At 32.7% G+C, this 14,265-nt stretch carries 16 protein-coding genes and 1 pseudogene; 7 read left to right on the top strand and 10 right to left on the bottom strand.

Annotation, left to right across the window (positions count from 1 at the left end; translation table 11 throughout):
* The first annotated feature begins 282 nt into the window (after window positions 1-282).
* Together ACQVV1_RS22330 and ACQVV1_RS22325 are read left to right on the top strand one after the other, a co-directional pair.
* Complete coding sequence (locus ACQVV1_RS22330) at window positions 283-945, top strand: DUF1796 family putative cysteine peptidase (RefSeq protein WP_242252698.1); 663 nt, start codon at window positions 283-285, stop codon at window positions 943-945.
* Window positions 946-1,138: 193 nt separating this feature from the next.
* Entirely contained in the window at window positions 1,139-1,996 is an 858-nt protein-coding gene (locus ACQVV1_RS22325; RefSeq protein WP_309259028.1) for an MBL fold metallo-hydrolase, read from the top strand.
* Between the two features lie 286 nt (window positions 1,997-2,282).
* Here the strand turns inward: ACQVV1_RS22325 and ACQVV1_RS22320 are convergent, their stop codons facing one another.
* The 3 genes from ACQVV1_RS22320 to cotF form a co-directional block, all read right to left on the bottom strand.
* The gene (locus tag ACQVV1_RS22320; RefSeq protein ID WP_242252695.1) at window positions 2,283-3,116 is read right to left on the bottom strand and encodes a cytochrome c oxidase assembly protein; all 834 of its coding nucleotides are present in this window, start codon (window positions 3,114-3,116) and stop codon (window positions 2,283-2,285) included.
* Window positions 3,106-3,612: a DUF2243 domain-containing protein gene (locus ACQVV1_RS22315; RefSeq protein WP_000256787.1), complete on the bottom strand. Its 507-nt coding sequence runs from the start codon at window positions 3,610-3,612 to the stop codon at window positions 3,106-3,108. The genes ACQVV1_RS22320 and ACQVV1_RS22315 overlap by 11 nt, the downstream gene beginning before the upstream one ends.
* Window positions 3,613-3,954: 342 nt before the next feature.
* Window positions 3,955-4,434 carry a spore coat protein CotF gene (gene cotF / locus ACQVV1_RS22310; RefSeq protein ID WP_242252693.1) on the bottom strand — a complete coding sequence of 160 codons (480 nt, stop codon included), beginning with the start codon at window positions 4,432-4,434 and terminating at the stop codon, window positions 3,955-3,957.
* Between the two features lie 517 nt (window positions 4,435-4,951).
* On the opposite strand from cotF, the gene ACQVV1_RS22305 reads away from it, so the two are divergent.
* Window positions 4,952-5,710 carry a YqcI/YcgG family protein gene (locus ACQVV1_RS22305; RefSeq protein ID WP_242252692.1) on the top strand — a complete coding sequence of 253 codons (759 nt, stop codon included), beginning with the start codon at window positions 4,952-4,954 and terminating at the stop codon, window positions 5,708-5,710.
* Window positions 5,711-5,801: 91 nt separating this feature from the next.
* Entirely contained in the window at window positions 5,802-6,428 is a 627-nt protein-coding gene (locus ACQVV1_RS22300) for a LysE family transporter (RefSeq protein ID WP_063223527.1), read from the top strand.
* A gap of 52 nt (window positions 6,429-6,480) precedes the next feature.
* On the opposite strand, the gene ACQVV1_RS22295 is transcribed toward ACQVV1_RS22300, so the two are convergent.
* From ACQVV1_RS22295 to ACQVV1_RS22285, 3 genes are all read right to left on the bottom strand, one after another.
* Entirely contained in the window at window positions 6,481-7,824 is a 1,344-nt protein-coding gene (locus tag ACQVV1_RS22295) for an amino acid permease (protein WP_242252691.1), read from the bottom strand.
* Between the two features lie 14 nt (window positions 7,825-7,838).
* Window positions 7,839-7,991, bottom strand: coding sequence for a hypothetical protein (locus ACQVV1_RS22290; protein WP_000872953.1), 153 nt, complete (start codon window positions 7,989-7,991; stop codon window positions 7,839-7,841).
* A 209-nt stretch (window positions 7,992-8,200) separates the two neighbouring features.
* Window positions 8,201-8,413 carry an alpha/beta-type small acid-soluble spore protein gene (locus ACQVV1_RS22285; RefSeq protein ID WP_000069660.1) on the bottom strand — a complete coding sequence of 71 codons (213 nt, stop codon included), beginning with the start codon at window positions 8,411-8,413 and terminating at the stop codon, window positions 8,201-8,203.
* A 274-nt stretch (window positions 8,414-8,687) separates the two neighbouring features.
* On the opposite strand from ACQVV1_RS22285, the gene ACQVV1_RS22280 reads away from it, so the two are divergent.
* Window positions 8,688-9,164 (top strand): YndM family protein, encoded by a 477-nt coding sequence (locus ACQVV1_RS22280; RefSeq protein ID WP_242252690.1) that lies wholly within the window; start codon window positions 8,688-8,690, stop codon window positions 9,162-9,164.
* A 35-nt stretch (window positions 9,165-9,199) separates the two neighbouring features.
* Here ACQVV1_RS22280 and ACQVV1_RS22275 read toward each other — a convergent pair whose 3' ends face one another.
* Both ACQVV1_RS22275 and sasP read right to left on the bottom strand, forming a co-directional pair.
* Window positions 9,200-9,715: a DUF3231 family protein gene (locus ACQVV1_RS22275; protein ID WP_242252689.1), complete on the bottom strand. Its 516-nt coding sequence runs from the start codon at window positions 9,713-9,715 to the stop codon at window positions 9,200-9,202.
* A gap of 292 nt (window positions 9,716-10,007) precedes the next feature.
* Entirely contained in the window at window positions 10,008-10,220 is a 213-nt protein-coding gene (sasP, locus tag ACQVV1_RS22270; protein WP_046959866.1) for a small acid-soluble spore protein, SasP family, read from the bottom strand.
* A gap of 266 nt (window positions 10,221-10,486) precedes the next feature.
* Between sasP and ACQVV1_RS22265 the strand changes: the two genes are divergently transcribed.
* On the top strand, window positions 10,487-11,620 hold the full coding sequence (locus ACQVV1_RS22265; protein WP_242252687.1) for a zinc-dependent alcohol dehydrogenase: 1,134 nt from the start codon (window positions 10,487-10,489) through the stop codon (window positions 11,618-11,620).
* A 357-nt stretch (window positions 11,621-11,977) separates the two neighbouring features.
* Here ACQVV1_RS22265 and ACQVV1_RS22260 read toward each other — a convergent pair whose 3' ends face one another.
* Window positions 11,978-12,661: a hypothetical protein gene (locus tag ACQVV1_RS22260; protein ID WP_063223532.1), complete on the bottom strand. Its 684-nt coding sequence runs from the start codon at window positions 12,659-12,661 to the stop codon at window positions 11,978-11,980.
* A 397-nt stretch (window positions 12,662-13,058) separates the two neighbouring features.
* On the opposite strand from ACQVV1_RS22260, the gene ACQVV1_RS22255 reads away from it, so the two are divergent.
* Entirely contained in the window at window positions 13,059-13,913 is an 855-nt protein-coding gene (locus ACQVV1_RS22255) for a manganese catalase family protein (protein WP_242252686.1), read from the top strand.
* 223 nt (window positions 13,914-14,136) lie between these two features.
* On the opposite strand, the pseudogene ACQVV1_RS22250 reads toward ACQVV1_RS22255, so the two are convergent.
* Window positions 14,137-14,265 (bottom strand): annotated as a pseudogene (locus ACQVV1_RS22250) (aspartate ammonia-lyase); the annotation flags it as partial.

The following is a 14,265-nucleotide window of genomic DNA, read 5'->3' as shown; positions in this document are numbered from 1 at the left end:
TTCAAATTATAATTTACTCACAACTCACTTCAATGTAGTTCTGTTTTTCCACTTTTTTTATAAAAACGCCATTAATTATCACACACAATTCTTACCTCAACAAATGGTATATAACCCGAAATACGCTTTAGTTTATCCTCCTGTGAGCCTTTTCACAGGAGTTTTTATACATACATATATTATTTATAATGAATCAGTTCTCCTATTTTTCAAAAGCATATTCTGTGTCATAGTAACGCTTTTTAGAATTTATATATACCTTCTAATTTTTCTAAAAAAAGGATGATTGTATTGGAAATGAAAGGGCCTCAAGGCATTTATGATGATGTTATTAGTTTAGGGGAAAATTGTTATACTGCTATTCATCTAAAAAAATATAGGCTGCGGAAATATTCAGGTCCTCTAGATTGGTTTGAATCACCGAATCTTTCTTCTATCAACAAATTATTGAAAAATAATTTTATAGACTTTATGGATTTAAAAAACATGCACGCAATGCCGGATCAAAATATTGTGTTTAATGATGGCGTGATACAACCTGTTTTTTCTCATATTATAAAAGACACAAAATATAACGTAACATCCTATCATGATTTCCCTGTTATTCCAAATGAAGATTGGTTCATCACATACCATGATTTTAAACAAAAATTAGATCGAAGAATTGATAATTTTTACGAAAAAATTCATCATTCACAATCCATTTTATTTGTTAGATGGGGCGGAAACTTGACTGAAGCGCTAGAATTACAAACAGTTTTATCAAATATTGTTAAAAATAATTTTAAAATTCTTTTACTCTATCCAACAGGACTTGAAAATGAAATAAACGAATTAGAATGGGGGCTTGATCATGTTTTCCCTATTCAAGTTTCAAGTAATTATCAAAATAAAAGAACTTGGTATGTCCTCTTAAAAGATATACACTTAAACTCAAAAAAATAGTAGAAACTACAACTTTACAATCAATATTTTTTGTTTGTACTTTATATAAATTGATACGTCTCCACCTTAATTCTAGGAGTAAATTATTGTTTTTTGTAATCCCCCACTAATTCTTTTCTCAAATCCTCCAAAATGGATTTTCAAAATTAGGGAACTATAATGTCGTATTAACATATATTAAGGGGGATAAAAAGTGGACAATGAGATGAATTATGGAAGTGATTACAAGTTTATTCCAGCAACTTCAATTGAAAGTGGTCATGGCATCGAAGTATTGCCTGATTTATTTTGTTACACGATTCAAATCGTCAACATCTGTTTTGTTGGAAATCCCGAGAGCAATGATTTTGTTTTAGTTGATGCTGGTATGCCTAAATGTGCAAATGAAATTATCTCTGTCGCTGAGGATCGATTTGGTACAAACAGCCGCCCAAAAGCAATCATTTTAACTCACGGGCATTTTGATCATGTTGGTGGAATAATTGAACTCATCAAGTATTGGGATGTTCCAGTCTATGCCCATCAAATGGAGATACCGTTCCTGACTGGACAACAAAGCTATCCTGAACCAGATCCAACAGTTGAAGGTGGGATGGTAGCGAAAATGTCCCCTCTATTCCCTAACGAACCGATTGATTTAGGAAATAGCATAAAAGTGCTACCTACAGATGGAACTGTTCCCCATATGCCAGAGTTTAGGTGGATTCATACTCCAGGACACACTCCAGGACATATTTCATTATTCCGAGAAAAAGACCGAACTTTAATTGCTGGGGACGCTTTTGTTACGGTGAAGCAGGAATATCTATATAAAGTAATTACTCAGGAACAGGAAATAAGTGGTCCGCCTCGTTATTTAACAACAGACTGGAAAGTTGCTAAAGAATCAGTTATAAAACTAGAGAAGTTAAAGCCTCTAGCCGCTATTACTGGACATGGGATACCGATGTCAGGTGAATTGCTATCAACAAGCCTCAAAACACTCGTTCAAGAATTTGATAAAATTGCTGTACCTGATTACGGAAAATATATAGATGAAAAGATAAATTAAACAAAAAACTAAAATGTATCACAAAATCAAAACATCAAATAATGTTAAAATATGTAAAAATAATAACCTTAGGCAACATCTCTATTTTAAGAATGGAACTATCCTTGTTGAATAAAACTCAATATTCTGCAAACACTACCTGTAGTGTAGCCTGCTTCTTACCCAGGTTGTACTTCTTACCATAAAAAAGAGCAGTCATAAGAAATAACTGCTCTTTTTACTTTTAACATACTTTTTTAAATTTTGTTCATACCATACTTAATCCATAATACAGTTTAACTAAATTTCATTTCAAAGTTTTTAGTTTCAAAAAACCCGATACATCCCATGACCTTACTACATTATTAACTTTTGTTCTCTGTCTGCTACCCCTAGACCATTGCAAACAAAGTATAAAAATAAGAACAATATCAATGAAATCCCCACCATAATACATCAGCACGCCCCCAGTTTCAGCTTGTTCAGTAACTACACCAGCAGGCGGATGAGCATATATGTATTTTGATAATATCCCATGACCAGCTGATGCAATTATTAAAATAATTGACCGGTACATATAGCTATACCTATGGGATATTAAATCAACATAAATCATTGATGTGGTAAACAGATATCCTGCAATAAAAACGTGGAAATGTATGAATAAATGAAGAAGTATACTTTCGTGCATCATCGAGTATAAGCTAGTCGTATAGAGAATCCATAGTCCTCCTAAATTAAGCAAGGTTGCGATAATTGGATGAGTAAGAAGTTGTAGAGACCTACTCTTTAGTATCCTTGAAAGACGTCGCGCTGTTCTCACATTGAGCGTTCGTAAAAAAAGAGTCATTGGAGCGGCTAATGCTATAAAAATTGGAGCAAGCATCCCAAGAAGTAAATGCACAAGCATATGCACTGTGAAATCATTATGAGCACGATGAGCTAAGGGCCCAACAACTGCTATTGCCACACAAATAAGTCCTAAAACCCAGAAGACACTTCGATATAACGGCCATCGTTTGTAATGGCGATTTGATAAAATCGTGGCTACTATATAAATTATTAACATAATTAAAATGAATACGAATAGTACAATATCCAGTGCATTCCATATTTCATGATGAAGATGGTTATTGTTCATTTAAGCTTTTACCTCTCAATAATCTTTCATCAGTTCTTGTCTGAAAAACTAGCAGTATGCCAATTAAGAGCATTACAGTCGCAATTATATTCCATATTACGTCGTAGATAAGAACATTATCTACGTATCGAATCTGATGTATTTTCATTAGTTTGTGTTGAATTATACCGTCATATAATTGAAATCCACCACTACCAAGCATTAATCCGCTCCACCATCTTTTCAACCAAAATGCATTTCTACGGCGAAGATCAGCAACCATAAACAAGGAACCAATCGTTGCAAACCAACTAAAAGCATGAAAAAGACCATCTGAAATGAGTCCAATATCTGTTGTAGATTTATCATAGAAATGATGCCAATGTAGCAGTTGATGAAAAATAGTTTCATCTATAAAAGCTACTAACCCTAGCCCAAACAAGATACCTGACCATAGATTACGGGTCAAATAAACAGAAGAGGTTAAATAGCTTGTATTATCGGTTTTGGTAACCATTAAATCCTATCCTTTCCACTAATGTATATTCTTATTTTTCCCAAAAGAAAAACGTGCTAAACATACTTAGTGCCAAAGGAAAATAACATTCAATTAGATGTATCATATAAATACTTATTCTCAAGCGTATTTAATATTTGATTAAAACTCACTAAAAAAGCTTTAAGGGGTTCACCATTCTAAAATAGCGCTAGTATAATTTCTTTAACATTTTAGAATGAATCTATATTTTTAGCATTTACTCAATTTATTAACAATGGAAATTACCATATAGTCTTAACTATTTGATCCTCTGTAAATAAACTATAGTTTTTCTCTAATGATCATTTCCAAATCTTCATTTTAATATTGCATTTGTATTGCCTTTTGCACATTTTGAACATCATTTTTTAATAGTTGCTTTAAATCATAAGCTGGATAGTAACCACGTTCATACATAAAGTTAAAAATCTGTGCATGTAATTGTATAGCACCATTTATTTGACGGGTTAAAACTTCTCTAAGTCGCGGCGTTGCAGTTTCGGTAATCGCTATTGCATAGTTTCGAACAGATGTCTTTGCTAATCCAAGTAAATCTCCAGCGTAAAATCCAGTGTCATCACGATGCTGCGATTGAAATCCAGGAGCATAAGGATAAAATTGTACTAACTCTTGTAGATTGTTTTGGATGGCATTTATAGCTTTAATATATAACAATTGAAGTGCTTGATCAGGTACATTCCTAACTGATTTTTTTAATTTGATTAAACCGTTTGCTTGAAATGCTACTAATTCATGTAACTCCAATGTTTCATGCCAAGCTAGCTGATTAGGATAAGACATAGACGTTCCCCCTTAATATTCATTCATGCCACACTATGCAAAAAAATTCAAAAAGGGCCTATACTACATGAATTCATTTCAATCTAATTCATGATTACTTTTCATCCTTCTATGTTAATCACAATAAAGTATCCTTAATTCCTCTTCCTTACTTTTTTATATCCTTAATTTTGATTTTCAAAATGACTTCTTCGCCTTTACAATCTATAAATTTAATTTTTTCTTCCTTAAAAATCCCCATCATAATACATCCTTTCTTGTTTCGTTATAAACCATATTAGTTAGAAAATATAAATGTGAACATTGTACCTACATATTCCTTATATATTTTTCAAATTTTATGGTTACTTAAATTTATACATTATTAGATATTAACTATTAAAGTAACTATATTGCAGAGATTATTCGTTAAATCCTATAATTAAAATAAATTGAAAAATAGTTATTTAAGCTGTGTTAGTCACCTATTCTTAAATAATTAATAGGTTAGATATTATGACTTAGGAGGGATAAAAAGATGACTATACTTTATGATAAAGATTCTTTACAAAAAAATATTATTACCCTTCCACATTGGCAACGAGAAGCTTTCCGTTCTTTTAAATTAAAAATGACAGATAAAGATAAACTGTTTCCTTGTATACCAGCTCAACACGGCTTTACAGCAAATCACCTCAGGTACGGATTTATTGGTGATCCTAGAGATACGAATACTAGTGAGAGTTTTGCTGCATTACTTAAAGAATATACCGAATGTTCTAGAGACACAGGTCAATACGCCTCACTTATTGTTTTTATTCATACACCAATAGATTTACTGCGAGAAACTACAGTTGAAGATTTTGAACATATTTATTGGTCTCTACTTAATACAACTAGTCGATTGGACGAGATGGAATGGCCTACGCACATTCCAAATGACCCTATGGAGAATACTTGGGAATTTTGTTATCATAATGAATCATATTTCGTTTACTGCGCTACACCCGCTCATGTCAATAGACAAAGTAGACATTTTTCATGTATGATGCTTGCTTTAACCCCTAGATGGGTTTTACAGGGGATTATGAATTCTGAGAAACGCAGTAGAAAACTAAAAAACTTAATACGTCAACGTCTAGCCGCTTATGACAAAGCTCCTATTCATCCCTCTCTGAAAGATTATGGTGAAAAAGATAATTATGAATGGCAGCAATATTTTTTACGTGATGATGAAACCATCCCATCCAAGTGTCCATTTTCTCGAATCATAAAATACTTTCATAAAAATAAGTAATTCACTCCGTTTTTTATTATTTAGTTGTACAAACTTTAACCACTGAATAGATTTAATATAGATCAAATTTAGTGGGAGGAGCATATTATACGTGGGCATATTTTTAAGCTATGTTTTCTTAGGTTTATCATTATCTGCTCCAATGGGACCTATAAATGCTGCGCAGCTAGAAAAAGGTATTAGGAGTGGGTTTTTTCACGCTTGGATCCTTGGCATAGGAGCCTTACTTGCAGATGTTATCTACATGGCACTTGTTTATTTAGGTGTAATTCATTTCCTCGAAAAAGATATCATAAAACTTTTCTTATGGTCTTTCGGCGCTTTTGTTTTAATCTATACAGGCATTGAAAGTTTAAAAAATGCGAATCAAATTAGCATTAGTAATACTAGAAATGATGATTCAATTATTAAAAGCTTTTTTTCTGGTTTTTTTATGTCTTTATCGAATCCATTAACAATTCTATTTTGGCTTGGAATTTTCGGCTCTATATTAGCAAAAGCCGCTTCTTCCTATAATAAAGAGCAGCTTTTGTTATATAGCTTTGGTATTATTTTAGGTATTTTCATTTGGGATATTACGATGGCGAGTACATCTAGTATATTTCGTAAAATTTTGAATGCTCGCATATTGTCTCTTATAACGGTAGTATCTGGAATATCACTTATTATTTATGGATTATATTTTGGTTTTCAAACTTACCAAATCATTTTTCAATAGCTTCTATTATTTAATTGTTACATACTACTCATATTGTGTAAAAATAGATTCTTCATATAGCTGTATTCCTTTTCCTTGAGACAAAATGAACAATTACAGTAACAATAATAACTATTCCTAAAAACAACAAGCTCACTAGGAAACCAAAACGCGTTGTTTTTTGCAATAGTGTTCCACTAACAGCTAGTGCAATCATAATAAGACCAATAATACTTTTTATCTGCATCCAACCTTTTGGATTCATTAATCTCCAAAATGAAAGAAGAATTAAACTCCATGTATATAACAACATTAGTCCAGCTGCAGTTGTTACATATTCATATATATTTTTGGGTAGTAATAAAGCACTAAGGATAGAAGCACCAAGTCCCATTATAATAAGAATTAGAGCTGGGAAAGAGATGTTTTTTTTGTTTTTTTTAGCAAACATTGCAGGTGCATCACCTTCTTCAGCTAAGTTCATTAATACACTTGTCACTGCAAATAATGAACCAACTAATGTTGAAAAACCCGCTAAAATTAATACTACATTTAAAATAAATGGCACATACGGCAAATTATAGTCTTGTAATGCTATTACAAAAGGGCTTTCTTTCGTATTAAACTGGTTTAATGGAACCATCATAATTGCCAACCCTAAAGAGACTACGTAAATAATCGTTAAAATCATTAACATTACTCTTCCTGATTTTTGTGCATCTTTAGGGTCTTTCAGTCTTATTGTCATTAACCCCATAATTTCGATTCCTCCAAATGCATAAAATGCATAAATTAGAGAGGACCAAGTGCCTTTTAATCCATTTGGGAACCAGTCTTTAAAATCCCGCGGAATTTGTGCTTTATATAAACCACCCTTTATAAATCCTAAAATAACTAAAATAGCAATTACAATAAACCCCATAATAGCAGCGATTTTTATAATAGCCATCCATTTCTCTAAACGTTCGAATATCTTTACCCCTATAAAAATAATTAATATAGCCGCTACTCCATATATAGCAGCAAATATCCATAACGGTATTTTAGGAAACCAGTAGCGTGAAAAGATTCCTAACGCACTTAACTGGCTGCCCATAATAAGCAGTTCAGAACACCAATATGTCCATCCATGACTAAAACCCGCCCAATTTCCAAAAGCTTTTTTTGAGTAAATGCGAAAAGATCCTTTTTGCGGATCTTCTACAGCCATTTTTGCCAATGCTTCAAATACAATATAAGTAGTAAATCCAGTTAAAATAAGAATAAGAATAATTGACGAACCGCCTATTTTAATTCCTATACTGGATCCTAAAAAGAAGCCGGTCCCTATTGTACAACCAATCCCAATAAGTGAGAGTTGCCACCATTTTAAATCTTTTTTTTCTTTCGTTTCGTTCTTAACATCATGACAGGTCATATCACTATTCTCCTTTATTCATTTTGAGAATGCCCCTCATGATCACTTAAGTACTTCTCAGCAAGCTTTTCAACAACATCAACGACATCATGAGCCTTTATTTTATGGTTTGCTACTCTTTCACTTCCTACAGAAATCTCAACTGTAAATAACGCTTCATATTTCATTTTTTCTGCCCCTTTCGCATCAAATATAACCTCTTATCTTTTATCCTTTTATTTCACAAAAATTAATTATGTATTTAAAACCTCGAGAGTCTAACAGTTAAACAAATAAAGTCGAAAAAATTGTAACGCTACTAAGCTTATTTATTAAAAAAATGTATGGGAAAGGAGAGACGGCATGCCTCTCCTCTATATCCATTTCATATATAAAATTAACGAGTAACGCCACCGCCAAGTTGTTGCTCAGCTAATGATACAAGACGTTTCGTAATTTCACCACCAACAGATCCGTTTGCACGAGCTGTTGCATCTGCACCAAGTTGTACGCCAAATTCTTGAGCAATTTCATATTTCATTTGATCAAGAGCTTGTTCAGCGCCACGTACTAATAGTTGATTGCTACTTCCACTGTTATTGTTTGACATGTTCATTCACCTCCTTCTTTCTTTAATATGTTAAATTACATGCTAAAATATATAGCTAATTAATTGGTAATTACGACCGTGAATTCAAAGGTATAGTTGATCCTCTTTAAACCAAAAATAATCATGTATAGGAGAACGAAATACATCTTACGTGCCATGGGATATCATAAATAGGCCTCCATTACAACATAAAACGGGTTAAGCTATTTAACAGCATAACCCGTTTTTAATGAAATATTTTATTCCATATACTTTTAAACAATGGAGGAAAATGATGAAACATATTGTTGCTTTATTAATTAAATACACAGCAATAACTGCAGTATTACTAATTATACTTAGTATCTTTAAAGGCATTTCAATTCCTAAAGTATTACTAATTTCTCTTTTCCTTACAGGAGCTGCCTATTTAATCGGAGATCTCTTCATTTTACCTAAATACGGAAATATGATTGCTACAATAGCCGATTTAGGCTTAAGCTTCTTTGGAATTTGGTTACTTACATCCTTGTTTACTAATTTAGATGCTACTCGTAACATTGGACTTTCTTCATTTATAGCCGCTTTAATTATTGGTGGAACAGAAATTTTCTTCCACATTTATATGAAGAGGCTAGTACTGCGTAACGACAATGAATTAAGAAATCACAATCATATTCATCATGATAAATACGCTATGGAAATATCAGATGAATATATAGATTCTTCCACAATAAATAAATCCAAGCTTGAGGATACATCTAAAAAATAAAAAAGTGGCCAACGCCACTTTTTTATTTTTGCTTATTAAGCTTGATCTGAATTTCTTACATGTAATGGAGGTGGAACTACCCATCCTTTTTTCTTACTTAAACGTAGCAATGTTACACCTGCCTGCGCTTTTTTCATATGAAATTGTCCAAATAACATGCCTACATCTTCTCGAAGGCATTTTCCCATTACTTGACTACATGTCACAAGTCCAGCTGCTAATCCTGCAGAAACAGCTGCCGCAATTTCTGCATCATTAATACGTGCTCCAGGAGGAATATCTTCGATAGATGCAACTGGTCGTTCTGGAGGAGCAGGCGGTAAAGCGACCCCATTAACTTTTAAAAGCGCCTTTAATTCTTCTATTTCCGAATTCATATCATTTTCAATTAAGCCTTCTAAAAACTTCTTCAAATCTTCATCACCTGTGTGATTCATAAATACTTGGTGGCTTGCAATCGCACCCTGTGCAGCAAGAAGATAACTCCAAATGTCAAATACCTCTCCGTAATGTAAAGGTTCATTTTGAGGATTTCCACTTAATATACCCATTTTTAAATTCCTCCCTTTCGAAAATATCATGAAAAATATTGATTTCAATATTGAAATCAAATTTTTAAGTATGCTTTTTCCTGCAAAAGATTTTCTACTATGCATGGAAAACACCTTTCCAACACCACGTGTTTATTGTTTAGGAAAGTAGTTTACAAATTAAATACCCAAAGATTATGAAAGAAGATTATCAATAATCTTTGAGTGAGAATTCATTTACTATAAGGGTTTGCTTTTATACATACACAAAAGAAATTGATTTACATATTTGCTATATTTTATACTAATTCTCTTAGCGGTTAGCTCTACCACCAAGTTGTTGTTCAGCCATTGCTACTAAACGTTTTGTAATTTCACCACCAACAGATCCATTTGAACGAGCTGTTGTATCTGCACCCAGTTGTACACCAAACTCTTGTGCAATTTCATATTTCATTTGATCAAGAGCTTGTTCAGCACCTCGAACTAACAATTCATTACGACTTCCACTGTTATTGTTTGTCATATCGTTTCACCTCCAATGTTTTTAATATGCTACGAATTATGAAAAAATAGTTATCCTTTTTATGGGAATTAGATTATGTATAAATATTGGGTTTCTTCTTAAAATAGTGCTAAAAGTAATGAGAAAAAAGTTGCTATAAAATATTTCATATTCATAACAACACTATGTGTATTCCCATTGTAATGAGTGTAAGAAAGGTTTCTGTTGTATAAAGAGATACATATGAAGTATGTCTTGAGAAATGATTCAAAAGGAGATATAAAATTATGAAAGCTGTAACCTATCAAGGACCAAACCAAGTACAGGTTAAACAAGTGGATGATGCAAAGTTAGAGAAAAAAGATGATATTATTGTAAAGATTACTTCAACCGCTATTTGCGGTTCTGATTTACATTTATATCAAGGTAACATGCCTTTACCTCAAGGATACATTATTGGCCATGAGCCAATGGGAATTGTTGAAGAAGTGGGCCCAGATGTTACTAAAGTGAAAAAAGGAGATCGTGTTGTTATCCCCTTTAATGTTGCTTGTGGACATTGTTTTTATTGCCAACACGAAATGGAAAGTCAATGTGATAACTCGAACCCTCATTACGATTCTGGTGGATACTTTGGTTATACAGAGAAATTTGGTAACCATCCGGGCGGACAAGCTGAATATTTAAAAGTTCCTTTTGGAAATTTCACTCCATTTGTTATACCGGAATCATGCGAACTTGAAGATGAATCCCTACTCTTTTTATCGGATGTTTTGCCAACAGCCTATTGGAGTGTAATAAATGCAGGTGTTAAGCGAGGTGATACTGTTATTGTCCTTGGTTGTGGACCTGTTGGATTAATGACACAAAAATTCGCTTGGATGCAAGGTGCTAAACGCGTAATCGCAGTCGATTACTTAGATTATCGAATAAATTATGCAAAAAAGATTAACAATGTTGAGGTATTTGAATTTACAAAATTTCCTGATATGGGAGAACATTTAAAAGAAATCACACATGGCGGTGCGGATGTAGTCATTGATTGCGTAGGCATGGATGGTAAAAAATCGCCTCTAGAATTTCTGGAACAAAAATTAAAACTACAAGGTGGTACCCTCGGTCCTATTCAAATTGCTACGAAAGCCGTAAAAAAATATGGAACAGTTCAAATGACTGGTGTTTATGGTGGTAATTATAATGCATTTCCACTCGGAGCATTTTGGGTTAGAAATATTAATCTGAAAATGGGACAAGCACCTGTCATTCATTTTATGCCGGAACTATTTGAAAAAATAACAAACAAAGAATTCGATCCAAAAGAGATTATTACACACAAAATCCCCCTTGAAGAAGCGAGCTATGGTTATCAAATTTTTAATAATCGGGAAGATGATTGTATAAAAGTCATTTTGAAGCCTTGAAAATACATCCTTTTTAAATGATTATTTTTAACTATTCTTAAAGCTAAAGATAAGATTAAAATCCATGCCCTTATCTTTTTCACCCAAAACTAGTAGTTATTTTTGATTACATCCTACCTTCTTTTATGCCCTCTTTATTATACAAAAAATGCAAGTTGTAGCTTTTGTATAAGGCTTGATTCAATTAATTTAATAAACCTTGATAAAAGAACAAATAGAAAAAGCGTGTTTTGAAAATTTTTTTGATTAAAACACGCTTTTTCTATATTTAATTGAATCATCCTTTTATAAAAAAGTTTGATAATTTTTGTGATCCTTGCTCATTTAAAACGCCCTTTAGCTGAAAGAAAAATCAGTTTATAACTGATTTTTCTTCTCTAATTCTAATTGATTAACAATGTAAGATACTAATGTATTCAATGGATTAATAATAGTCTTAGATGTTTTATACTCAACTTGCTGAGATGCATCAACCATAGATAATTGAGCAACGGAGATAACTTTTTTTTCATCTTTAATGATTTGATTTAAGGACTTTGTAATTTCTTGGTTGTATTCTTCTTTTAGCCCTTGCATTATCAATTCAAAAGTACTATCTATAACAATAACTTCTAAATCTAAAGATTTTTGATAGTTATTAGCATGATGTTTAAGACGTTTTACTGTACCTTCAACAGTTGCAGGATTTGTAAAAAGAATTGTCTGAGGTTGCTGTATATTGCTGATGTAATCAAAGAAAGGTTCATCAACTTTAATAATTGGCACTGATGTTGAGAGTTGGTCTTCCTGTAAAATTGCAATATAGTTTGTGCAAGTAATAAGGATAGCATCAACATTACATTGGGCAATCCATTCTATTTGCTCTTTAACTTTCAGTTGAGCATCTGATTCTAGGAAATTTTCATTTGATGTAACTCGATACATTAATGCCGGGTCAACAAAATGGATTAATTCAATGTTAAATGAAGAAAGTGCATTTTCTATATATTCTATATTCGAATAATGGGCGTGTAAGCAGCCTAATCTTTTTCTCAATTCCATCCCACCTATATTATATTTCTGCTTATTCTATCAGTACGCGAATTAAAATGTCTATTAAAATTGAGAATGAGACCTTTCCTCTTATTTCACAAAATGGCCTTTTAATGAAACAACTTTCTTGTCACTTAACACAAAGGAGTAAATCATGGTAAATTTTTTATAAACATCTCGTCCTTCTTCAAAACAATGCTTCTTTTTTTAATAACACCGTGACTTTATTTAAAAGTAATACAAGTTCAAATCTCCCCACACTCATCTCAACTTTAAAATGGTTGTTTCACACCTTCACATTTTTGAAGAAAAACCCACAATCAGAGAAAAGAGAAATATAAGTAATAAACATCCTATTATTGGAAACTATAACAATGTTAACTAACTTAAAAAAGAGGTGTACTTCATGTTTTATTATAAAGATGAAATAATTAATATGATTAAGCCGGATAAACCAGATCCAGCTGCTGCAAAAGTTTTACAAGAAATATTAGGTGGGCATTATGGTGAAATGCGTACAATGATGCAATACTTCTTCCAAAGCTCAAATTTTAGAGGTAAAGAGAAGCAATATCGTGATTTACTTCGAGGTGTTTTTTTAGAGGAAATAAGCCATGTAGAACTTGTACAACATACAATTAATCAACTATTAACTGGAACTGGTGAACCTACGCCAGGAAATGCTGGTATTGACACAGCACCACTTGACGAAGCGGTTAAACATGCAAATCCTCATCACTTTATTGTAGGTGCTCAAAGTTCATTACCTGTTGATGCAGCTGGTAACCCATGGAATGGATCTTGGGTATATAGTCATGGAAACTTAATTAGCGATTTATTAGATAATGTCGTACTTGAATCTACAGGTGTACTTCAAAAAACTAGAATTTATGAAATGAGTTCCAATCAAACCTTTAGAGAAACACTTGCATTTTTAATTGTACGTGATAATGCACATCAAAATGCTTTTGCAAAAGCTTTAGAGACACTTGGGGTTGAATGGGGGAAACTCTTCCCTGTGCCGAACTATGATATTAATAAATACCCAGAGTGCAGAAAGTATGTAGACATGGGGTTCCATAACGCACAATTTAATTTTAGTTTAGATCCAACAAGAATGGGAGAAATATTCCAAGGTGAATCACCAAGTAGAAACAAAGGAACACTAACAGTAACTGACCCGCCAAAAGGTTTTCCTGTACCAGAGCTTCCTGAAATGCCAAATGAGCATAGTCCCGGATTAAAAGATATGGATCTTTAAGATAATTATGGCCAACTATTTATTCATGGTTGGTCATAGTTCTTTATAAAAATTCATGTAAGCTTGTTGTTAATGTGATAGGATGTTTTAATAAATCCTCTTTATTTAAATCATATTTTTGCTCCTCTTAATTTTGTTTCTATGAACCATTAGCCGCCACTGTATACTTACTTATAACCTCCCTATATTGTAAAAAAGAGGAGGGGCTTGTCCCCCTCTTCTTTTAATTTTTCTTTAAAAGAGTTGCTCCTGCAATCCCTGGGTGTGTCATTTCAAATGGATCTAGAATTAACTCTAAATCTTCTTGTGACAATACACCATTTTTCACACAAAGTTCTCGAACGGATTGCCC

Source organism: Bacillus basilensis, from assembly GCF_050630465.1.
GTDB lineage: Bacteria > Bacillota > Bacilli > Bacillales > Bacillaceae_G > Bacillus_A > Bacillus_A basilensis.
This window is presented reverse-complemented; position numbering and strand designations above follow the sequence as displayed.